The organism is Mesorhizobium sp. B3-1-6 (assembly GCF_006439555.1).
Lineage (GTDB): Bacteria > Pseudomonadota > Alphaproteobacteria > Rhizobiales > Rhizobiaceae > Mesorhizobium.
On record NZ_VFTM01000005.1, the window covers coordinates 104,886 to 125,625 of the forward strand.

24 protein-coding genes, 1 tRNA gene and 1 pseudogene are annotated in these 20,740 nt (G+C 64.0%); 8 read left to right on the forward strand and 18 right to left on the reverse strand.

Annotated features, from left to right (window positions below; translation table 11 throughout):
- Positions 1 to 153: 153 nt before the first annotated feature.
- Positions 154 to 483, reverse strand: a complete 330-nt coding sequence (locus FJ414_RS06985; protein ID WP_140642744.1) for a phasin family protein — start codon at positions 481 to 483, stop codon at positions 154 to 156.
- A gap of 289 nt (positions 484 to 772) precedes the next feature.
- Here FJ414_RS06985 and FJ414_RS06990 point away from each other — a divergent pair, with 289 nt between their 5' ends.
- Positions 773 to 2,200 carry a D-alanyl-D-alanine carboxypeptidase gene (locus tag FJ414_RS06990; protein ID WP_140642746.1) on the forward strand — a complete coding sequence of 476 codons (1,428 nt, stop codon included), beginning with the start codon at positions 773 to 775 and terminating at the stop codon, positions 2,198 to 2,200.
- A gap of 42 nt (positions 2,201 to 2,242) precedes the next feature.
- Here FJ414_RS06990 and FJ414_RS06995 read toward each other — a convergent pair whose 3' ends face one another.
- From FJ414_RS06995 to FJ414_RS07005, 3 genes are all read right to left on the reverse strand, one after another.
- Complete coding sequence (locus FJ414_RS06995) at positions 2,243 to 2,941, reverse strand: molecular chaperone DnaJ (protein ID WP_140642748.1); 699 nt, start codon at positions 2,939 to 2,941, stop codon at positions 2,243 to 2,245.
- A gap of 122 nt (positions 2,942 to 3,063) precedes the next feature.
- A complete protein-coding gene (locus FJ414_RS07000; protein WP_140642750.1) occupies positions 3,064 to 3,501 on the reverse strand; it encodes a DUF1489 family protein in 438 nt (145 codons plus the stop codon).
- Between the two features lie 84 nt (positions 3,502 to 3,585).
- Positions 3,586 to 4,989 (reverse strand): L-serine ammonia-lyase, encoded by a 1,404-nt coding sequence (locus tag FJ414_RS07005; protein ID WP_140642752.1) that lies wholly within the window; start codon positions 4,987 to 4,989, stop codon positions 3,586 to 3,588.
- Between the two features lie 119 nt (positions 4,990 to 5,108).
- Between FJ414_RS07005 and FJ414_RS07010 the strand changes: the two are divergent.
- Positions 5,109 to 5,312 (forward strand): annotated as a pseudogene (locus FJ414_RS07010) (DUF599 family protein); the annotation flags it as partial.
- On the opposite strand, the gene FJ414_RS07015 reads toward FJ414_RS07010, so the two are convergent.
- The 7 genes from FJ414_RS07015 to FJ414_RS07045 all read right to left on the reverse strand — a co-directional run bounded on the left by FJ414_RS07015 (position 5,261) and on the right by FJ414_RS07045 (position 10,176).
- Positions 5,261 to 6,058, reverse strand: a complete 798-nt coding sequence (locus tag FJ414_RS07015) for a YdcF family protein (protein ID WP_140642754.1) — start codon at positions 6,056 to 6,058, stop codon at positions 5,261 to 5,263. The pseudogene FJ414_RS07010 and the gene FJ414_RS07015 overlap by 52 nt on opposite strands.
- Positions 6,059 to 6,067: 9 nt before the next feature.
- On the reverse strand, positions 6,068 to 6,556 hold the full coding sequence (locus FJ414_RS07020; protein ID WP_246672316.1) for a hypothetical protein: 489 nt from the start codon (positions 6,554 to 6,556) through the stop codon (positions 6,068 to 6,070).
- A 46-nt stretch (positions 6,557 to 6,602) separates the two neighbouring features.
- Complete coding sequence (locus FJ414_RS07025) at positions 6,603 to 8,168, reverse strand: amidase family protein (protein WP_140642761.1); 1,566 nt, start codon at positions 8,166 to 8,168, stop codon at positions 6,603 to 6,605.
- Complete coding sequence (locus FJ414_RS07030) at positions 8,168 to 8,626, reverse strand: GNAT family N-acetyltransferase (RefSeq protein ID WP_140642763.1); 459 nt, start codon at positions 8,624 to 8,626, stop codon at positions 8,168 to 8,170. The genes FJ414_RS07025 and FJ414_RS07030 overlap by 1 nt, the downstream gene beginning before the upstream one ends.
- A gap of 3 nt (positions 8,627 to 8,629) precedes the next feature.
- Positions 8,630 to 8,917, reverse strand: a complete 288-nt coding sequence (gatC, locus tag FJ414_RS07035; RefSeq protein ID WP_140642765.1) for an Asp-tRNA(Asn)/Glu-tRNA(Gln) amidotransferase subunit GatC — start codon at positions 8,915 to 8,917, stop codon at positions 8,630 to 8,632.
- Between the two features lie 48 nt (positions 8,918 to 8,965).
- Positions 8,966 to 9,202: a hypothetical protein gene (locus FJ414_RS31725; protein WP_246672317.1), complete on the reverse strand. Its 237-nt coding sequence runs from the start codon at positions 9,200 to 9,202 to the stop codon at positions 8,966 to 8,968.
- Between the two features lie 266 nt (positions 9,203 to 9,468).
- On the reverse strand, positions 9,469 to 10,176 hold the full coding sequence (locus FJ414_RS07045) for a metal-dependent hydrolase (protein WP_140642768.1): 708 nt from the start codon (positions 10,174 to 10,176) through the stop codon (positions 9,469 to 9,471).
- A 118-nt stretch (positions 10,177 to 10,294) separates the two neighbouring features.
- Here FJ414_RS07045 and ruvX point away from each other — a divergent pair, with 118 nt between their 5' ends.
- Positions 10,295 to 10,777: a Holliday junction resolvase RuvX gene (gene ruvX / locus FJ414_RS07050; protein ID WP_140642770.1), complete on the forward strand. Its 483-nt coding sequence runs from the start codon at positions 10,295 to 10,297 to the stop codon at positions 10,775 to 10,777.
- Here ruvX and FJ414_RS07055 read toward each other — a convergent pair.
- From FJ414_RS07055 to FJ414_RS07065, 3 genes are all read right to left on the reverse strand, one after another.
- Positions 10,719 to 11,060: a DUF6105 family protein gene (locus FJ414_RS07055; protein ID WP_140642773.1), complete on the reverse strand. Its 342-nt coding sequence runs from the start codon at positions 11,058 to 11,060 to the stop codon at positions 10,719 to 10,721. The genes ruvX and FJ414_RS07055 overlap by 59 nt on opposite strands.
- Positions 11,060 to 11,617, reverse strand: a complete 558-nt coding sequence (locus tag FJ414_RS07060; RefSeq protein ID WP_140642775.1) for a hypothetical protein — start codon at positions 11,615 to 11,617, stop codon at positions 11,060 to 11,062. Before FJ414_RS07060 ends, FJ414_RS07055 begins: the two co-directional genes overlap by 1 nt.
- A 167-nt stretch (positions 11,618 to 11,784) precedes the next feature.
- Complete coding sequence (locus tag FJ414_RS07065) at positions 11,785 to 13,413, reverse strand: DNA alkylation response protein (protein ID WP_140642777.1); 1,629 nt, start codon at positions 13,411 to 13,413, stop codon at positions 11,785 to 11,787.
- A gap of 183 nt (positions 13,414 to 13,596) precedes the next feature.
- Between FJ414_RS07065 and FJ414_RS07070 the strand changes: the two genes are divergently transcribed.
- The 4 genes from FJ414_RS07070 (at position 13,597) to dprA (ending at position 17,738) form a co-directional block, all read left to right on the forward strand.
- On the forward strand, positions 13,597 to 14,562 hold the full coding sequence (locus FJ414_RS07070; protein ID WP_140642779.1) for an aspartate carbamoyltransferase catalytic subunit: 966 nt from the start codon (positions 13,597 to 13,599) through the stop codon (positions 14,560 to 14,562).
- Positions 14,559 to 15,845: a dihydroorotase gene (locus FJ414_RS07075; protein WP_140642782.1), complete on the forward strand. Its 1,287-nt coding sequence runs from the start codon at positions 14,559 to 14,561 to the stop codon at positions 15,843 to 15,845. The genes FJ414_RS07070 and FJ414_RS07075 overlap by 4 nt, the downstream gene beginning before the upstream one ends.
- A 187-nt stretch (positions 15,846 to 16,032) precedes the next feature.
- Positions 16,033 to 16,614 carry a glycerol-3-phosphate 1-O-acyltransferase PlsY gene (plsY, locus tag FJ414_RS07080; RefSeq protein WP_140642786.1) on the forward strand — a complete coding sequence of 194 codons (582 nt, stop codon included), beginning with the start codon at positions 16,033 to 16,035 and terminating at the stop codon, positions 16,612 to 16,614.
- Complete coding sequence (dprA, locus tag FJ414_RS07085) at positions 16,611 to 17,738, forward strand: DNA-processing protein DprA (protein WP_140642788.1); 1,128 nt, start codon at positions 16,611 to 16,613, stop codon at positions 17,736 to 17,738. The genes plsY and dprA overlap by 4 nt, the downstream gene beginning before the upstream one ends.
- 20 nt (positions 17,739 to 17,758) lie before the next feature.
- On the opposite strand, the gene FJ414_RS07090 is transcribed toward dprA, so the two are convergent.
- The 3 genes from FJ414_RS07090 to FJ414_RS07100 all read right to left on the reverse strand — a co-directional run bounded on the left by FJ414_RS07090 (position 17,759) and on the right by FJ414_RS07100 (position 19,382).
- On the reverse strand, positions 17,759 to 18,904 hold the full coding sequence (locus FJ414_RS07090) for a hypothetical protein (RefSeq protein WP_140642790.1): 1,146 nt from the start codon (positions 18,902 to 18,904) through the stop codon (positions 17,759 to 17,761).
- Between the two features lie 98 nt (positions 18,905 to 19,002).
- On the reverse strand, positions 19,003 to 19,254 hold the full coding sequence (locus FJ414_RS07095) for a hypothetical protein (RefSeq protein ID WP_140642793.1): 252 nt from the start codon (positions 19,252 to 19,254) through the stop codon (positions 19,003 to 19,005).
- 52 nt (positions 19,255 to 19,306) lie between these two features.
- Positions 19,307 to 19,382 (reverse strand) — tRNA-Lys (locus FJ414_RS07100).
- 289 nt (positions 19,383 to 19,671) lie between these two features.
- On the opposite strand from FJ414_RS07100, the gene FJ414_RS07105 reads away from it, so the two are divergent.
- On the forward strand, positions 19,672 to 20,136 hold the full coding sequence (locus FJ414_RS07105; RefSeq protein ID WP_140642801.1) for a BA14K family protein: 465 nt from the start codon (positions 19,672 to 19,674) through the stop codon (positions 20,134 to 20,136).
- Between the two features lie 107 nt (positions 20,137 to 20,243).
- On the opposite strand, the gene FJ414_RS07110 is transcribed toward FJ414_RS07105, so the two are convergent.
- Positions 20,244 to 20,714, reverse strand: a complete 471-nt coding sequence (locus FJ414_RS07110; RefSeq protein WP_140642807.1) for a DUF6882 domain-containing protein — start codon at positions 20,712 to 20,714, stop codon at positions 20,244 to 20,246.
- Positions 20,715 to 20,740 lie beyond the last annotated feature (26 nt).

Below are 20,740 nucleotides of genomic sequence, written 5' to 3' on the forward strand. Positions count from 1 at the left end.
ATGGCTAGGTGGGCAAACCTCGCCGAATTTCTCAATCGTGAATGCGGTTAATGTGCATCGAGTTGCGCTCGCGCATGAAAAAACCCGGCCGCGTTTCCGCGACCGGGCCTTTCCGACTGGCCGGCTGGCCTTGTCGGGTGTGATTGGGCGAAATTACTTCGCCTTGGCGACCACCGATTCGAAGGGCTTGTAAGCTTCCTTGGCGAGTTCGGCATAGAGATTGCCGATCTTGCTGGCCTCGGCCACGAAGCTCTCATAGCTCTGCTTGGCGTAATCGGTCTGGATCTCGACGGCCTTCTCGATCGACTTGGCCGCGAACAGCTTCTCGAAGGCGGCGCTGCCGGCTTCGAAGCTCTTCTTGGTGTATTCGCCGGCTTCGGTGGCGATCGCCTGCGCGCCCTTGCTGAGCGAGGCAAAGCTCTTCAGCCCGGTGTCGGCAAATTCCTTGCCGTATTTCGTGAAGTCCTCATAGGTCTGGGTCATTTCATGCTTCCCTTTGGTTGAAACGCCCTTTTTGGCCCCGGGCGCCCTTGTGCAATGCACCTCAATATATTGTGCGATGCACAAAAGTCAAGAATCCCTTGGGTAAGCAGGGGTCCAGCGCCGGCGGCCGGTAAAATTCGATTAAAGAGAAGCTCGATTTGCCGAAAAATGGTGAACGCTGCGGTTACCATAAACGGATTGGTAACGCTGGGCGCGATAGCTTGGCCGGAAGCGAGGCAGGCACTCCCTTTGCCGCCTCCGGGGCAACGAAAATTCAGGGTAAGTAACGGTGCGTCAGGCGTTGTCGGGCTTCGTCTCCAAATCTTCTCTCTCCTTCAAGGCAATCATGGTTGCCGCGCTCGCGGTGACGATTGTCGCCGCCGATGTCGCTTCGGCTCTTGCGGCAAGGTCCGCGGCCATCGTCGTCGACGCCAAGACCGGCAAGGTGCTTTATTCGGCCGATGCCAATGGCCGTCGCTATCCGGCTTCGCTCACCAAGATGATGACGCTCTATTTGACTTTCGAGGCGTTGGCGAAAGGCAGGATCAGCAAGAACACGCCGGTTCCGTTTTCCGCGCATGCCTCCGCCGAGGCACCGACCAAGCTCGGCGTTCGGCCCGGCGGCTCGGTTCCGGTCGAGACCGCTATTCTGTCGATCGTAACGAAATCGGCGAATGACTCGGCAACCGCGCTTGGCGAAATGCTCGGCGGCAGCGAAGACAATTTCGCCCGCATGATGACGGCCAAGGCGCGCCAGCTCGGCATGAACGGCACCGTTTTCCGCAACGCTAACGGCTTGCCCGATCCCGGCCAGTTCACCACGGCGCACGACATGGCCATGCTTGGCATCGCGCTGCGTGAGCACTACCCGCAATATTACGGCTATTTCTCGCAGCGCTCGTTCCTGTATGGCCGCCAGCGCATCAACGGCCACAACCGCCTGCTTGGCCGCATCAGGGGCGTCGACGGCATCAAGACCGGCTACACCCGCGCCTCGGGTTACAACCTCGTCTCCTCCGTGGCCGATGGCGATCGCCGCCTCGTCGCGGTGGTGATGGGCGGCGCTTCCGGGCGCAGCCGCGACAACCAGATGGCCGCGCTGATCAACACCTATCTGCCGCGCGCTTCGACGCGCGGCGGTGGCGATCTCATCGCCAAAGGCGGCGACAATACGATCAAGACCTTGGCCAAGGTCTTCTTGCCCAAGCATGACGCGCCCACTCCGGACGCCAAGCCGGCAACGGATGACACTGTCGTTGCCTCAGCCGACGAAGACGTCCAGGACGACGCCCAGCAGATCGCCGAGGAGACGAAGCCCGTCATCAAGGTCAAGAAGGTGAAGACGGTTGCCGTCGCCGCCATGGCGCCTGCCCCTGAATCCCAAGAGACTTCGCCCCAGGTCGTCACCGCCTATGCCGAACCCGCGCCGGCCGCGCCCGCGATCGATCCGGTCAAGACGTCGTCGGTGCCGTCCGGCTGGGTGGTTCAGGTTGCCTCCTCGCCGACGAAAACGGGAGCCCAAGCGCTGCTCGATCAGACCGCCAAGCAGGCGCCGAGGATCCTGGCCGACGCATCGGGCTTCACCGTCGCATTCGACAAGGACGGCACAACCTACTACCGCGCCCGCTTCGGCGGCTTCGGCTCGAAGGGCGCCGCCTGGAAGGCCTGCGATGCCCTGAAGCGCAAGAAAATCTCGTGCTACGCCGTCGAGCAATAGGCGGCTGTTGAATCTCCCGGAAGGTACCGGCGTCGAAGGAGACTAATCGTGATTGGAGAGCAAGACGTCCTTGGCTTCATTGATCCGCGCCGCCAGGACAGACGTGCCGCCGACATCGGCGTTCAGGCGCTGCATCAGGCGGCGGTGCGCCTTGCGGATATCCGCCGCGGCAGCCCCCGCTTCAAGACCAAGGACCTTGTAGGCCTCCTCCTTAGTCATGGCGCCCGCACCTGGCGCAACACCCAGCCCTTCGCCACCGTGAGGCTGCGCGTCCTTGCGCCAGACGGGAAAACGGCCGTCAAGATACGTCTCTAGGAGCTGGCGGCTCTCCGGATCTGGACTGAGCTCGCCATGAAGTTGGCGCAGGTCCGTCAGTCCCATGGCCCCCAGCATCTTGCCTTCATAACGCCCGGCCAAGACAAGCCCCTCGAGCCTGCCGCTGTCATGGTCGAGGTCCATTTCGAGCGCGGCGGTGCGCACTGTCGAATGCTTGGAGGCGGCCGCCCGCGCCGGAGGCCGCCTTGTGCGTATCCATCCGACCCAGGCCAGCGCCGCGAGCAAAAGCAGTCCGCCGATAAGGCTGCGGCCGAAGATCAGCATGGGCGCGCCAACCAACCCCAGGAAGGCCGGCCCAAGCGATCTCAGACCGTCGGCCATCCTTGCCGCATCCGCGCGCACAAAGAGCATCGCGGCGCCGAAAAGCACCACGAGCACCGCTGCCAAAGCAAGGATCACGCCCATCGATTAGCACCGCCATACGGATGACCGAGCATAGAAACAGGATGGGACCAAGGTCCGGCGCTTGCAAGTCCCACATCGGGCGAGCCGAAGGGCCAGCGCCGGAGGCGGTACGCAAAATCGCGCTAGAGCAGACCGAGTTCGGCGAGTTCGAGCCTCAGCTTGGGCGGCATTTCGGCGAGCGCCGCCCTGCCCTTGCCAAGATCGGCGGGCGCGTCGGCGGGCTTCAGATAGCGCCAGCCCTGGAAGGCGCGGCGCGGCTGCCAGTCGGTGCGCACCACATTCGGATCGAGCATAAGATGGCAGCGGCCGATGCCCTGGCCGTCGGTGAAAGGTCGGATCTCGGTGATTAGCTGCCGGCACTGCACATTGCCCTTGATCACCCAATAGAGCGAGCCGCCATCGGTGACCTCGCCGCCGCGCGTCGGCACCATGCGGGTGGTGTGCCAGTGCTCGGCCGGCTCGCCGGCACGGCGCCGCTCGTCGAGGCGGAACGCAATCCACTCTTCGAGGTCCTCGACGCTGTCGCAGCCGACGCACAGTTTTAGGAGATTAAGTGACATGTCCCAAGATTTAGCCGCAAGGGTCGACGCGTCAACGCCTTGAGCGACTTCTCCACAGGGCCAGCCTGGAGTCTCGATGAGACCTCAGCACTCGACGACGTTGACCGCCAAGCCGCCGAGGCTGGTTTCCTTGTACTTCTCGTTCATGTCGAGGCCGGTCTGGCGCATGGTTTCGATCGCGGCGTCGAGCGGCACGAAATGCGTGCCGTCGCCCTTGATGGCCAAGGAAGCGGCCGTCACCGCCTTCACCGCGCCCAGCGCGTTGCGTTCGATGCAGGGCACCTGCACCAGGCCGCCGACGGGATCGCAAGTCATGCCGAGATGATGCTCGAGCGCGATCTCGGCGGCGTTCTCCACCTGCTCCGGCGTGCCGCCCATGACGGCGCACAGGCCGGCGGCGGCCATCGCCGAAGCCGAACCGACCTCGCCCTGGCAGCCGACCTCGGCGCCCGAGATCGAGGCGTTGGACTTGATGATGCCGCCGACGGCGGCCGCCGTCAGCAGGAAGTCGCGGATGCTCGGCTGGTCGGCTTCGGGATGGAAATGCAGCCAGTAGCGCAGCACCGCCGGCAACGTGCCGGCGGCGCCATTGGTCGGCGCGGTTACCACGCGCCCGCCGGCGGCGTTTTCCTCGTTGACCGCCATGGCATAGATCGACAGCCAGTCATTGGCGAGCAAGGGATTGGGCCGGTTCTGCTGCCACTGTTCCTGCAGCTTGTCGTGCAGCTGCCGCGCCCGGCGGCGCACCTTCAGCCCGCCCGGCATGATGCCGTCCTGCGACAAGCCGCGATCGATACAGCCCTTCATTGCGTCCCAGATCGCGTCGAGGCCTTCGTCGAGCTCCTCGCGCGACATATGCTTTTCCTCGTTGGCGCGCTTCATCTCGGCGATCGAAAGCCTGCTCTTGGCCGCCATCGCCAGCATTTCGACGGCGTTCTTGAAGGGGTACGGCACGTTCTTGCCCTCGGTCGTCACCGAGCCCTTTGCCTTCATGCGCTGCAGCTCTTCCTCCGAAACGACGAAACCGCCGCCGATCGAATAATAGATGCGCTTGAGCAGCAGCCGGTCGGATGCGTCATAGGCATAGAAAGCCATGCCGTTGGCATGACCGATCAGCGGCGTCTTGCGGTCGAGCACGAGGTCCTTGGCGGGATCGAAGCGGTATGCCGGATGCCCGGGCGGCGAAATGCGCTTCTCCGCGCCGATGCGGGCGACGATGCCATCCGCCTCGTCCGGATCGACCGTCTGCGGCGTCTGGCCTGCCAGGCCGAGGACAACGGCCCGATCCGAGCCGTGGCCGATGCCGGTATAGGCGAGCGAGCCATGCAGGCTGGCGCCGATGCGGTCGACCTTGACGCCTGCCGGACGCGGCCAGTCGCCGGCCAGGATCTCGTCGAGGAATCGCCGCGCGGCCGTCATCGGGCCCATCGTGTGCGAGCTCGACGGGCCGATGCCGATCTTGAACAGGTCGAAAACCGAAAGGAACACGGGGGCGTTGTCTCCTGAGGGTCGCTTGAAACCTACATATAGGAATTCCCGGGATGTTTCCGCTGTTTTGCATGCCGCGGCGCGGCGGCTGCCGACCTTGTTTGCTCCGTCAGCGACATCACTTCAACTCGGGCCTACGCGCCGTCTTCTTCTCGATCGGCTATCTCGGCTGGTTCGTCGATCCGGTGGTGTTCGTGGTGTCGACGCTGGTGCTGTTTGCCATGCCGGTGCGCCGTCAGTTCTTCTCCGCGGCGCGGCAGGCGGTGCTCGGTCAGCCGCCCGGCCCGGGGAAGAACCGATCGATCCTGCCGGACAGCCTGTAGGCGAAAAGCCCGATCCACTCGCGCACCGCAATGGTGGTCGCCTGCACCGAGTCGACCGGATTGTCGCGGTAGAAGCCGACGCCTTCCCTGCCCGAGGTGCGATAATCGACCGGCCACGGAATGGTCGCAAAACCCGCCTTGTCGAACAGCGCCTTGGCGCGCGGCATGTGGAAAGCCGAGGTGACCAGCAGCCAGGTCTCGCCCGGCTTCGGCTCGACAAGATTCCGCGAGAAGACGGCATTCTCGTAAGTGTTGCGGGATTTGTCCTCGAGGATCATGCGATCGGCCGAAACGCCGAGCGCCCCGAGCAGCCGCGGTGCCGTGTCGGCGTCGCCCTCGCCGTCGAGGAAAAGCGAACCGTTGCCGCCGGACACCACGATCTTCGCTTGAGGAAAGTGCCTCGCCAGGATCGCGGTCTCGACCATACGGTCGCCGCTGCTGTTCAACTCATAGCCGCCGCGCGCCAGGTTGATGGCGCCCTCGAAGCCGCCGCCAAGCACGACGATGCCATCGACCTTTTCCGGTAGCGGCGGCTTGGGGAAGCGTTCTTCGAGCGGGGTCAACATCATCGCGCCAACCGACGTCCAGGCCGAAAGCATCAGGATCAGAAAAGCCAGCATGCTGCCGGTTGCAGCCAGCCGCCGGCGCCCGAACAGCGCCGCAAGCAGGCCGGCGAGCAGCAGGAAGACGGCCAGATTGATCGGCTGGATGAAGAACCAGAGAATCTTGGAAAGATAGTAGAACACGCTTGGCACCTACCGCGCATAGGAATGGTTGGTGGCGGTAAATCGCCTAACGGCTTCCGCCACCGCTTCAGCTTCGGGCCGGCTCAGTTCCCGGCCAAAGGAGATTGAACCTGTTGCGCCGGTCAAACGGACAACTTCCTTCAGGCCGGCCTCGTCGGTCGGATAGGGATGGTTCAGGATTTCGACCGAGAGCGGCCCACTGAAGGTCAGGGAGGCGCGATCGGGAAGCGGGCTGCCCCTGGTTTCGCGGAGCACGGTGGTTTTGGTGACGCGCAGCTCTTCCCCGGCGCAAGCCAGCCACAGCAATTCCTTGCCGAGGAAATAGGCGAACAACCCGACGACAGCCAGGAATGAAAAAAGACCAACGAGGCCAATCGCGATCGTCGCCGGCGACCTGTCGAAGAACCCCCAATACGCGGTGACGGCGACAATCCCGACAGAGAGCAGGACAAAGCCTGTCCTTATGGCCGAACGCCGCGGCGGGTTCCCGATGATCAATTCGCCCGCCGTCTCGACAATGGATATGCGAGACGGGGCCGACATCCTACCACCATTTCTCCGGCTGGAATCTGCCCGCGGCCTTTTCGATCACATGCGCCGTCTGGAACAGCGTTTCCTCGTCGAACGGGCGACCGATCAGCTGCAGGCCGAGCGGCAGGCCCTTGCCGTCGAGGCCGGCCGGCACCGAAATGCCGGGAAGACCCGCCATGTTCACGGTCACGGTGAAGATGTCGTTGAGGTACATCTTGACCGGATCGGAAGCCATGTCCTCGTCGGCGACGCCGAAGGCGGCCGACGGTGTCGCAGGCGTCAGGATGACGTCGACGCCGGCGGCAAAGACGTTCTCGAAGTCGCGCTTGATCAGCGTGCGCACTTTTTGCGCCTGCAGATAGTAGGCGTCGTAATAGCCGGCCGACAGCACATAGGTGCCGATCATGATGCGACGCTTGACCTCGCGACCGAAGCCGGCGGCACGCGTCTTCTCATACATGTCGACGATGTCCTTGCCGGGCATGCGCAGGCCGTAGCGCACGCCGTCATAGCGGGCGAGGTTCGACGACGCCTCGGCGGGTGCCACGATATAGTAGGCGGGCAAGGCATATTTGGTGTGCGGCAGGGAGATATCGACGATCTCGGCGCCGGCGTCCTTCAGCCAGGCGATGCCCTTCTGCCAGAGCGCCTCGATGTCTTCCGGCATGCCGTCGACGCGGTACTCCTTCGGGATGCCGACCTTCATGCCCCTGACCGGCTTGCCGACCGCCGCTTCATAGTCCGGCACCGGACGGTCGACCGAGGTCGTGTCCTTCGGATCGACGGAAGCCATCGACTTCAACAGGATGGCGGCGTCGCGCACGTCGCGCGCGATCGGCCCCGCCTGGTCTAGCGAGGAAGCGAAGGCGACGACGCCCCAGCGCGAGCAGCGCCCGTAAGTCGGCTTGATGCCGACCGTGCCCGTGAAGGCGGCTGGCTGGCGGATCGAGCCGCCGGTGTCGGTGGCGGTGGCGCCCGCGCAGAGGAAGGCGGCCACGGACGATGCCGAGCCGCCAGACGAGCCGCCCGGCACCAACTGGGCATTGTCCAAGGTCCGCGCCGTCTTCGTGCCGCCGGCGGAAACAAAGCCACCGTCGCCCTGATGCGTCGTCGGCATGACGACCGTGTCGAGGCGCGAACGCCGCCACGGATTGATCACCGGGCCGTAATAGGAGGTCTCGTTCGACGAGCCCATGGCGAACTCGTCCATGTTGAGCTTGCCGAGCATCACCGCGCCGTCGGCCCACAGGTTGCTGGTCACGGTCGATTCGTAGCGCGGCTTGAAGCCGTCCAGCACATGGCTGCAGGCCTGGGTGTGGATGCCTTGGGTAGCGAACAGGTCCTTGATGCCGAGCGGAATGCCTTCCAGCGCGCCGCCCTCGCCCGTGGCGAGCCTGGCATCGGAAGCCTTGGCCATGTCGCGCGCCTTGTCGGCGGTGACAGCCACATAGGCGTTGAGCACGGGATTGGCGCGATCGATCGCCGCGAGATAGGCCTCGGTGATCTCGGCCGCGGTGATCTCCTTGCCGCGCAGCTTGGAGCGGGCCTCGGAAATGGTGAGATGTGTGAGATCGCTCATCAGGCAAGGCTCTTTTCGTAAAACACCGACCATTCGGAGTCGGGATAATCCAGCACCGGTCCGCAACGCGAGAATCCGGCGCGCTCATAAACGGTCCACGCAGCGGGGTGCCGATCGCCGGTTTCGAGAACCAGGCGCTTCAGTCCTTCCTTTCGGGCAAGCGCCTCGACACGTCCGACGATCTCGGCGCCGATCTTGCGGCCACGGTGCGAGGGCCGCGTATACATGCGCTTGACCTCGCCGGTGGCGTCGTCATGGCGCTTGAGCGCGCCGCAGCCGACGGCAAGGCCGTGGTCGCGGGCGATGAACACCGTCGTATCCATGTCCGCCATCTGCTCGACGGTGAGATGATAGCAATGCTCGGGCGGCGTCAGCTCGAGCAGCGCGGCGTTGAGTTCGGCGACCAGCGCACGCACGTCGTCCTGCAAAGGCGTCTCGATGGCGATCTCGACAGCCACAGCCTACTCCACCACCTTCGGAACGAGGAAGAAGTTCTCTTCCGTCGCCGGCGCGTTGGCGACGATGTCGGCGGCCTTGTTGCCGTCGGTCACGGCATCCTGGCGCTTCTTCATCTCCATCGGCGTGACCGAGGTCATCGGCTCGACGCCCGAGACATCGACCTCGTTCAATTGCTCGACGAAGCCGAGGATGGCGTTCAATTCGCCGGTCATGCGCTCGGCGTCCTGCTCGCTCACCGCGATCCGGGCAAGGTGCGCGACGCGCTTCACGGTCTGAAGATCAACGGACATGTTCTTTTCGCCTCGGGAAAACCAGTGCGGGCTATAGCGGCGCCGCGCTCAGCGCGCAACATGGATGATGCCGGAGCGGTCGGCACGCGGCCGCCCGCTCGGCTCCTGAGGCAGCGCCACGCCTTCGCAATGATAGTAGCTGCCGCCGTTGCCGGACCGGTCGCCCCCATCGTCGACCGGCCGGACCGAGACAAGGCCGATCTGTTTTGCGTTTACCGGGGTGGCCGAAAGTACGTAAAGCACGTCCGGAAACACATGGTCGGGTTCCCGGCAGATCGCGGTCACGGCCCAGCTCGGCGCGCTGTGCCTTGCAGACCTGGAGAAACTCGCAATTGTGCTCGACCCCTTGCAATCCCTCAGCCATCAGCACGATGTTGCCGGCGCCGATCACTGTCTGCAGCGTCTCGTTCTTGGCCTTGTCGCAGAGCTCCTCGGATTGCAGCCCTCGATGAATCGTCGGCCGCCGGCGCCGGCGTTGCCGCGACCAGCATCAAAACGCAGAGAGTCTGTCTAAAGACCATGATTTTATTCTAGATTCCTGACGGAGAAACCTAGATCGTGATTGCCTTGCCTATTTCCGGCAACGCTACCTTGACGCCCGACCCTTCCATGCCGGTGACGAACTTGTCGGCGGTCTGATCGATCATCGAGAAAGTGCCGAAATGGCAGGGAACGACTGTGTCGAAGCCGAAGAAGCGGCGGCAGGCAAGCGCCGCCACCGCACCGCCCATGGTAAAGCGGTCACCGATCGGCACGATGCCGATCTTCGGCTCGTGCAGCTCGTTGATTAGCCCCATGTCGGAGAAGATGTCGGTGTCGCCCATGTGGTAGAGCGTCTTGTCCTCGGGAAAGTGCAGGACGAGCCCGCCCGGATTGCCGAGATAGGTGTTCGTGCCGCCCTCACCGCCGAAGGAGGACGAATGCAGCGCCTGGACGAAAGTGGTGGTGAACGGCCCGCAATCGACCGTGCCGCCGAGATTGCCCGGATTGATCTTGTCGCCGCCGACGCCCTGGCCGACGAGATACATGCAGATCTCGAAATTGGCGACCAGCACGGCGCCGCTTTTCTTCAGCACCTCGACCGCGCCGCTGACATGGTCGTTGTGGCCGTGGGTCAGGAGCACATGGGTCACGCCCTCAGCCGGCCCTTCCCAGCCGCCCGTCCAGGACGGGTTGCCGACCAGATAGGGGTCGATGAGAATGGTGGCGTCCTTGGTCTCGACGCGGAATGCCGAATGTCCGTACCAGGTCAGTTTCATGAATGCTTCCTCGATTTTTCCGTTGCCGGAAGATAGAACGCTCCCGGCAAATTGAAAGTAGCGCGGCGCTTCTCACCGTCAAAAGAATGTGTGACGCCCGGATGTCAGGAAAAAGCCGTTGGGCATTATTTCAATCGAGGAACTGCCGGAACGGCTTGCCGGCGGCAGGACGCTCGCCGGGCTCGATCTCGGCGACAAGACGATCGGCGTGGCGGTTTCCGATCGCGGGCTGTCCTTCGCCCATCCGCGCCCGGTCATCCTGCGCAAGAAGTTTTCGCTCGATGCCGCCCAGTTGCTCGCTCAGTTCGAGAAGGACAACGTCGGCGCCGTCGTGCTCGGCCTGCCGGTCAACATGGACGGCTCGGAAGGACCGCGGGCCCAGAAATCGCGCGCCTTCGTCCGCAACATGGCGCCGCTGTCGGACCTGCCCTTCGTGCTGTGGGACGAGCGGCTGTCGACGGTCGCTGCTGAACGCACACTGATCGAGATGGATTTCTCGCGCAAGAAGCGCGCCGGCAAGATCGATTCGGCGGCCGCCGCCTTTATTCTGCAGGGAGCGTTGGACCGGCTTCAGTCGCTCGGCCGAGCCGATCGGAGCTGATATCGCGCTGCTGGCGCTGCCTGATCCATTCGGCGATGTTGCGCCGGCGGCGGAAGGCCCAAAGCCCCATCAGCAGGAAAAAGTCGAAAATGCAGGTCCGCGCCACCATGCCGGGGATAATGGCCGGATCGATGCCCAGCATCTGGCCATAGAGCTCGAAGACGAAATCATGCAACTGGCGGCTCAGCATCACATAGCCGAAATTCATGTCGTTGAGCGACAGGAAGAACCATCCCCAGAAGATGGCCATCGGAGCGGCCCAGAGTGCGAACAGCGTGCGCATCAGCGGCTGCCTCCTGGCTTGCGTTCCGGACGGCCGGATATGCGGGAAAGGAGCGAGCTGTGCGCGGCGCCCATCGCCATGCGCGAGGCGGCACGAACATCGCCCTCCGGCAAATTCATTGCGGCGAAGGTGGAGCGGCGTTCGGCCAGCACGGCGACGTAGGAAGCAAGCAGCGCCGTCATCTGGATGGCGACGATCATGAACAGGCCGTCGACGCCTTGCGCCACGCCGCCGATGAGGATCACCGAGAGCAGGAAGGACGCCGAGATGAAGGCGATCCGCGCCACGCTCTCGCCCGCGTCCGGCCTTGCCGCCGCGTTCAGCAGCGTTTCGACGAAGGTCCAGCAGAACAGCACCGCGACGGTCAAAAGCGCGACCGAAAGCGGCGCGACCACGACGGCATTTTCAAACTGCGGAAACCGGTTGCCCTGGACTGAGAGGCCAAGCACGCCAAGCGCCGCCGCTATGCCGCGGCTGCCGTCTATGCAGATATAGGCAAGCAGGGCGAAAACCACCGCCCAATGCAAGGCCAGAACTGAGCTCAACACGTGCCGCATACGCTTCCCGCTGGCGGAGCTCGGGGGGTCATGGTTAACCGTTCCCTACTCCAGCAAGCGGAGATTGGGCTTTGCAACGGTTCGCCGCAACGGAAACCATTTGTTAAGGTTAACAGCTACCCACAGATCGGCAATCCGCCTTTGGGGCATGATGCCGAAAAGCCGGATCAGGTCACCGGCGGATAGAGCGTGTCGATGATCATGCGCGCGTCGTGGCGCGAATCGAGCATGCCGTAGGTGGTGCGCCACTGGCCGCCGAGCCGGGTTTCGACGAAGGCGTCGGCGATCCGCCCTGCCCCCAGCCTGCGAAGCTCCGCCGCGGCGGCCGAAAGCGCCAGCTGTTCGGTGAGCAGGCGCGCCGAGCCTTGGTCGGTCGCGGCGACCTGCATGGCGGCTTTCAGCACGCCGATGGTGCCGCGCCCGCCGGTGCCGAGATCGCGGTCGATGCCGGTTAGCACCTCCTCGAACAGGCCGGGCGCGCGGCCAAGCACGCGCAGCACGTCGAGCGCCATGACATTGCCCGAGCCCTCCCAGATCGCGTTGACCGGCGCCTCCCGGTAGTAGCGGGCAAGCGGCGCTTCCTCGACATAGCCGTTGCCGCCAAGGCATTCCATCGCCTCGTAAAGCAGCTGCGGCGCGATCTTGCAGACCCAGTATTTGACGACAGGCGTCATGGCGCGGGCAAAGGCCGCCTCGCCGCGATCGCTTGCCGCCTCGTCGAAAGAGCGCGCCAGCCGGAACGACAGCGCCGTGGCCGCGGCGACATCGAGCGCCATGTCGGCCAGAACCCGCTGCATCAGCGGCTGGTCGATCAGGCTGGAGCCGAACACCTGGCGATGACGCGTGTGATGGACGGCCTCGGCGAGGCCCGCCCGCATCAGCGCCGACGAAGCGACCGCGCAGTCGAGCCTGGTCAGCGTCACCATGTCCATGATCGTCTTCACGCCGGCGCCTGGGTCGCCGACCATCTCGCCGATCGCGTTGACGAACTCCACCTCAGACGAGGCGTTCGAGCGGTTGCCGAGCTTGTCCTTCAGACGCTGGAAGCGGAAGCCGTTGCCGGAGCCGTCGCCCAGGATGCGCGGCACGAGGAAGCAGGACAGTCCCTCCGGCGCCTGACCGAGCACCAGGAAGGCATCCGACATCGGCGCCGACATGAACCATTTGTGGCCGGTCAACCGGTAGAACCCGCTTCCCGTGCGCTCCGCCCTGGTGGTGTTGGCACGCACGTCGGTGCCGCCCTGCTTCTCGGTCATGCCCATGCCGAGCGTCAGTCCGGTCTTTTGCACCGGAGGCTTCTGTGTCTGGTCATATTTGCGCGTCGTCACGCGCGGCGCCCATTCGCGGAAAAGCTTCGGGCTTGCCATCAAGGCCGCCAGCGAGGCGCTGGTCATGGTGACGGGACAAAGATGCCCGGTCTCGAGCTCGGCGGTCAGATAAAAGCGCGCCGCCCTCACCTGATGGCGACGGCCGATCTCGGCATCGCCGTTTTCCCACACGGAAGAATGCAGCCCGCCGGCGACCGAGCGGCGCATCAAGGCGTGATAGGCCGGATGGTATTCGACCAGGTCGAGGCGGCGGCCCTGGCGGTCATGCGTCCGCAATTTCGGCGTGTCGGTGTTGGCGAGGCGGGCGAGTTCCTGCGCCTCCTGCGTCATGACGAACCGGCCAAGCCCGTCGAGATCCTTGCGCACGGGGTCGGAAAAACGCTCGGCAAGCTGGATGAGCAACGGATCGCCCCGCCATGCGTTGCCGCCCGTCAACGGCGGCGGCTGGTTGATCACCTCGTCGGTCAAGCCCAATCCTTCGTTTGGCAGGGAGGTCCTATCATTTTCAAGGCAGCGGTCGCGAATCCGAAGCCACTGGGCCTTATAGCCCAAGCCATGCAAGGCGCGCGACGAAAATACCGGGGAGAACGCTCGCAATCCAAAGCTGGCGCTTGCGGCGGGCCGGACCGCACCCTATAGCAGCGCCTTGAGATGACCGACGCTTCGTCCCTGCCGCTCTTTCCCCACCGCCATCTTCTAGGCATCCGCGATCTTTCCCCCGCCGATATCGAGCTGCTGCTCGATCGGGCGGACCAGGCCGTGGCGATCTCGCGGCAATCGGAAAAGAAGACCTCGACGCTGCGCGGCCGAACCCAGATCAACCTGTTCTATGAGGCGTCGACCCGCACGCAATCGTCCTTCGAACTGGCCGGGAAAAGGCTTGGCGCCGACGTCATGAACATGTCGGTGGCAAGCTCTTCGGTGAAGAAGGGCGAGACGCTGATCGATACGGCGATGACGCTCAACGCCATGCGCCCGGACATCCTCATCATCCGCCACCAGTCGGCCGGCGCGGCGGCGCTCCTGGCGCAGAAGGTCGGCTGCTCGGTGGTCAATGCCGGCGACGGCGCGCACGAGCACCCGACGCAGGCGCTGCTCGATGCGCTGACCATCCGCCGCGCCAAAGGGCCGCTGTCGAAGCTGATCGTGGCGATCTGCGGCGACATCCTGCATTCGCGCGTCGCCCGCTCCAACATCATGCTTTTGAACGCGCTTGGCGCGCAGGTGCGCGTCGTCGCGCCCTCGACATTGCTGCCGTCCGGCATCGACAGGATGGGCGTGATCGTCGCGCGCTCGATGGCCGAGGGCCTGAAGGATGCCGACGTCGTCATGATGCTGCGCCTGCAGCGCGAGCGCATGGAAGGCGCGTTCGTGCCGTCGATCCGCGAATATTTCCACTATTTCGGCCTGGATGCCGAAAAGCTGAAAGCCGCCAAGGACGATGCGCTGGTCATGCATCCCGGTCCAATGAACCGTGGCGTGGAAATCGCCTCCGAAATCGCCGATGGGCCGCAAAGCGTCATCCAGGAACAGGTGGAGATGGGGGTCGCCGTACGCATGGCGGTCATGGAAGCTCTGCTCGACCCGCGCCGCAACCATGAGGGGCGCGGCGCATGAGCGTGACCGTCTTCAGCAAGGCGCATATTGTCGACCCGTCGCGCGGCGTCGACGAGATCGGCAGCGTCATCGTCGACGGCCGCAGAATCGTCGCGGCCGGAAAGGCGGCATTGAACCAGGGCGTGCCGGAAGGCGCCGCCGTCGTCGACTGCGCCGGCAAGACGATCATTCCGGGCCTTGTCGACGCGCGCGTCTTCATCGGCGAACCAGGCGGCGAACATCGCGAAACCATCGCCTCGGCAAGCGTGGCGGCGGCGGCGGGCGGCGTCACCTCCGTCGTCATGATGCCGGACACCGATCCGGTGATCGACAATGTGGCGCTGGTCGAATTCGTGCTGCGCACGGCACGCGACACCGCAAGCGTCAACATCTTTCCGGCGGCCGCGATCACCAAGGGCCTCGAAGGCCGCGAAATGACCGAATTCGGCCTGCTGCGCGCAGCCGGCGCCGTTGCCTACACCGACGGCCGCCACACGATCGCCAATGCGCTGGTGATGCGCCGCGCGCTCACCTACGCCCGCGATTTCGGCGGTGTGATCGCGCATGAAACCCAGGATGCCGACCTCGCCTCGTCCGGTGTGATGAACGAGGGGCTCTACGCAAGCTGGCTTGGCCTCTCTGGCGTCCCGCGCGAGGCCGAGCTCATTCCTCTTGAACGCGACCTGGCACTGGCCCGGCTGACCGGTGGCGCCTACCACGCCGCCAAGATCTCGTCGGCGATGGCGGCCGGCGCGGTGAACAGGGCCAAGACCGACGGCGCCAATGTCACGGCCGGCGTCGCCATCCACAACCTGTCGCTCAACGAGAACGACGTCGGCGAATACCGCACCTTCTTCCGGCTGACCCCGCCCTTGCGCGCCGAGGACGACCGGCTGGCGATGATCGAGGCGATCAAGGACGGCACGATCGACATCATCGTCTCCTCGCACGACCCTCAGGACGTCGACACCAAGCGCCTGCCCTTTGCCGATGCCGCCGCCGGCGCCATCGGGCTGGAGACGCTGCTTGGCGTAGCACTTCGGCTCTACCACAATGCCGACGTGCCGTTGCTGAGGCTGATCGAGACGCTGTCCACGGCGCCGGCAAGACTGTTCGGCCTGCCGGGCGGCACGCTGAAGCCGGGCGCGCCGGCCGATCTCGTACTTGTCGACGTCGACGAGCCGTGGATCGTCAGCGAAAGCGGTCTGCGATCGCGCTCGAAGAACACCTGTTTCGAAGGCGCGCGCCTGCAGGGCAAGGTCTTGCAGACGATGGTTGCGGGACGCACGGTGTTTTCCGCATAGACCACCCACCGCTTTGAGCCCTGCCTGGCCTGCCCCTGCACAGAGTTGCTTGGCGAACCCTCCCGACTCTACCATTATGACCAACTGATGCCTGAGCAGAGCTAGCTCTTGCAAACCATGGTTGCATAACGCACAGTATCTCAATCCTGGAGCGAGCAGCCGGAGCACAGGAAATAAGGGGGAAACAATGGGTTACGCGGTCGCGCTCGTCTTCGGCTATCTGCTCGGCTCGATCCCGTTCGGGCTCCTGATCACCCGCGCGGCCGGGCTCGGCGACGTTCGCAAGATCGGCTCCGGCAATATCGGCGCGACCAATGTGCTGAGGACGGGCAATAAAGGGCTCGCTGCCGCCACGCTGCTGCTCGATGCGCTGAAAGGCACGGCCGCGGTGCTGGTCGCCGGGCATTTTTCGCCGGACTTCGGCCTGTTGGCCGGCTTCGGCGCTTTCCTCGGGCATCTCTTCCCGGTCTGGCTCGGCTTCAAGGGCGGCAAGGGCGTCGCCACCTATCTGGGCGTGCTGCTGGGCCTTGCCTGGCAAGGCATGCTCGTCTTCGCCGTCGTCTGGCTCGCAATGGCCTTCCTGTTCCGCTATTCCTCGCTGGCGGCGCTGTCGGCGGCGGTCATTGTGCCGATCGCGCTCTATTTCATAGGCACGCCGCAGATCGCCGGCCTGTTCGCCGTGATGAGCCTGATCGTCATCGTCAAGCATCATGCCAACATCTCGAGGCTGCTGGCCGGCACCGAAGGCAAGATCGGGGCGAAGGGATGAGCGCGCCGGCCGCCGGCCCGCGCCTCAGCGACCGGCAGCGGCTTGCCTGGCTTCGCCTGATCCGCACGCCCAATGTCGGCCCGGCCTCGTTTCGCGAGTTGATCAACCGCTTCGGCTCGGCCGAAGCCGCGCTTGAAATGCTGCCCGAGCTGATGATCTCCGGCGGCGCCAATCGTACCGTCCGCATCCCTTCCGTCGCCGAGGCCGAAGCCGAGCTGGACGCCGCCCGGCGCGCCGGCGCCCGCTTCGTCGGCATTGGCGAGGCCGATTATCCGCCCTTGCTGAAGACCCTCGACAATCCGCCACCGCTGCTGGCGGTGAAAGGCGAAGGCGCGGTCTTCCGCCTGCCGGCGGTGGCGATTGTCGGCGCCCGAAATGCCTCGCTGGCCGGCATCAAGATGGCGCGCATGCTGGCAGCCGATCTCGGCCGGGAAGGCTACGCCATCGTTTCCGGTCTGGCGCGCGGCATCGACACGGCCGCGCACAAGGGCAGCGTTTCGACCGGCACCATCGGCGTGCTGGCCGGCGGGCTCGATGTCCCCTACCCGTCCGAGAATGCCGGCCTGTGCGATGAGATCGCCGATCGCGGCGGCGCCATCGTTTCGGAAATGCCCTTCGCCTGGCAGCCGCGCGCCCAGGATTTCCCGCGCCGCAACCGCCTGGTCGCCGGCATGGCGCTTGGACTCGTGGTGGTCGAGGCCGCGCAGCGCTCCGGCTCGCTGATCAGCGCCCGCCTCGCCAATGAAATGGGCCGGCTGGTCTTCGCCGTGCCGGGCTCGCCGCTCGATCCACGCGCCGCCGGCTGCAACGCGCTGCTCAAGGACGGCGTCACGCTCGTCACCGAGGCCGCCGATGTGCTCGGCGCGCTGGCGCCGCTTGCCGGCACCCGGGCTCCAAGAACCGCTCCAATTGCCGAGGCGCCCGACATATCCGCCATGCCGCCGCCCGGCGAAAACGACCGCGCCGATGTGCTGGAAGCGCTTGGGCCCACGCCGACAGGCATAGACGAGATCATCCGCCACACGGGATTAAGCGCCGCGCAGATTGCGATGGTGCTTCTGGAGCTCGACCTCGCCGGAAGGTTGGAACGCCATGCTGGCGGGAATGTGTCGCTGATCGCGTGATCCGCGGCACTGCCGCAACTTTACCGGAACAGATATTTAGACACTTCCGGATTGCCGCGGCGCCACATCACGTTGTCGAGGAAGTAGTGGTGCACGTTGATGAAGATCAGCACGATGAAGAAGAACAGCGAGGAACCGAGAACCTGGCTGTCGTACGGGATCAGGGCGGTCAGCACGAAGGGAATCAGCCAGAAGCCAAGATAGCCGAGAGCGCCACCGCCGATGATGAACCCCAGCACCCGCAACCGGTAGCGGGGCCCAAGCACGGATAGTATCTTCGGCTCCGGATCCCGCACGGCGTCCGAGACGTCACGCTCGACATTGGTCTGATAGCGCCACACCACGGCCAGATATTGCAGCGAGTGAAGCGCCGGCACCACGAGCAGCCAGAGCGGGTTGATCCTGGCGATCAGGATCCAGAGATAGAGTGAGGCGACATAGGCCACGATGCCGTTGTAAGGCAGTCCGCCGCCATTCCGTCGCCAGCGGTTGACCAGCATCAAAAACGTGGCCACCGTCGACCCGACGGCCGCCAGCACGGCAATGTCGGTGATCCAGGACGGCGCCGCGAAAGTGTAATATTGAAGGCCGTAATACTGCCCCTGCGTCACAGCCGTATTCGTCTGCAGCCAGGCCAGGATCCACACCGCGTAGCTGTTGACGAGCAGCACCTTCTTGTCCCGGTCATCGAAGAATTTGCGTTTCAGGACGGCGTCGACCATCAGCATGCCGTAGCCTTGCTTGACGTAGTGCCAGCCGACGAAGAAGAACATTGCGTTGGCCGCGAAGCCGAGCAGCCGCGTGTTCGACATCGCCGCCCCATAGGCAAAGAACAGGGCCATGATCGCCGGAACGATAACGCCGGCGAAAATATACCGAAGCTGCAGGCTCCTGTCGTAGCCGTCGCCGCGCGCCTTGCGGCCGAAATTGCGGTAGAAAATCTGGTAGGAGTGGGCGAAGTGCGGATAGTTCACCAGATAGGCCACGACGACCATCGTCGCGGCCAGCGGGCCTTCATATGCGCGCGGCACGAAGAACAGCACCGGCAGGATCAGAAACGCGCTGCCGCCCAGCATGAGAAAGTCGGCGACCGGACCAAAAAGATATTTGCCAGGCGGTGTCGTCGCCTTGGGGGCCTCAGCGTCTACCGAAAGGTCGAGTGTCATCCTGGAGCCTCCCTCGGAGGCGCCGAGTTTAACCACGACCTTATCCAGCGACAAGGCAACGCGGCAGGATCACGCTTGTCTTGCGGAAAGTCACCCCATCAGGCGGTCGAAGCGATATTCATCAGCCGCTTTCTGGCCTCCGCGACCCGCTGCTGTTCCGACCTTATGCGGTCGCATAGGGCAAGATTGATCCCGACGCCGCATTCCTCGTCCAGCAGTTCTTTTGCGTGATTGAGCGAAATCTCTGCGCGCTTGACGCGCTGCCTGGCCCTGGCCAGTTCCAAGTTCATTACGTCCACTGCATCCGCATCCCGAATTGCGGTCCCTTCGGGAGGGAAACAGCCGCGCATGAGTTTTTGTTCCGATTGCCGGGGACCACGGACGGTTTTGGATCATTAATTTTGGTGAGCGCGATGGGATTCGAACCCATGACCTACTGATTAAAAGTCAGTTGCTCTACCGGCTGAGCTACGCGCTCCCGCGGGCTCGAAACGCCGCCCTCGAAATTGCGCGGAACATAGGGAGAGTGCCGCGGCCGGTCAACCGGAAAAAGACGGCCGCCAGCCGGAGTTATCAACGGGTCTGGCGAATTTTGGCGACTGGCGATCAAGCATCCGTGGTGCCGAGTGCGATGCCCGCTTCGATCTCCCTCGCTATCTCAGAAGCTCCTGAAATAACAATGGTTTGAGATTCAAAGGGGAACCATTGAGGTCATTTTCCGTTCCTTCGGCACAGGGACGTCAACCACCCTTCCCAGGAGAAGACCCATGAAAAAGATCGTATCGGGCTTGCTTGCCGCCACCTTGTCGGTTTCGTTCGCCGCCGCGGCGGCGGTGCCGGCCAACGCCGCCCAGGTGTTCGTCCCGCAGGCTTCGCCGGCTTCGTCCGACGTCCAGACGGTCGCAGAACGCGATTTCCGATGGAGGCATGGCGGCCATTGGCGCGGCGGCCAGCGTTTCTCGCGCAATGACGGCATGTACTGGAACGGCCATCGCGGCTATCGTGAATATCGCCGCGGCTATCGCCGTCATGGCGACTACTGGTTCCCGCTTGCCGCTTTCGCCACCGGCGCGCTGATCACCGGCGCCATCGTCAACAGCGAGAACAACCGCGTCTATCGCGGCAACTCGCACGTACAGTGGTGCTACGACCGTTATCGTTCGTATCGCGCTTCGGACAACACCTTCCAACCCTACAACGGCCCGCGTCAGCAGTGCGTTTCGCCCTACTGACGGCCTCCAGTCAGTACCCAGGGTCGTTGACTGAGCCCGTGCCTCGAGAGGCACGGGCTCTCTCGTCGTTGTTCAGCCGGATTTCAACAGTTGAGCGCGCCCACAGGTCAGCTTGCCCAGCTAATGCTTTTGAGAATCAGATAAAGACCTACGCCGTCATCTGGAGGAGAGCGATAGGCTCCGCAAGCGTTGCAAATCCGAGTCACTGCTGAGGTCAGTTTCCAGCCGAGTGCATCAAGATCTTCGCCCGTCACATAGTCTCGAGTTAAATCGCCGATGCCGTGCTTCTTACCGAAAGATCGGGCTGACTGGGCGTCAGTTATGAATTCCGAGGGCCAATTCGAATTGGCCCAAGCCCAGAGCCAATTGCCAGCTTCAACGCTCGTTGACCCAGCAATTTGGATCTCCGAGACGACCGTGACGACGCCTTGTTCTGAGAAAAGGAGCTTTCCAGCCTTCAGGTCGTAATTATAGCGAGACCAACTGCCAAGGCGGAAGTCATCCTGCAAGCGCCTATTTTTCGCTCGAAGTTGTTCGAAAGCCTCCTCACGCCAGGCAGCATACCAGTCTGGGTCCATTCCCCTCACCCTGCACGCTGACTGAC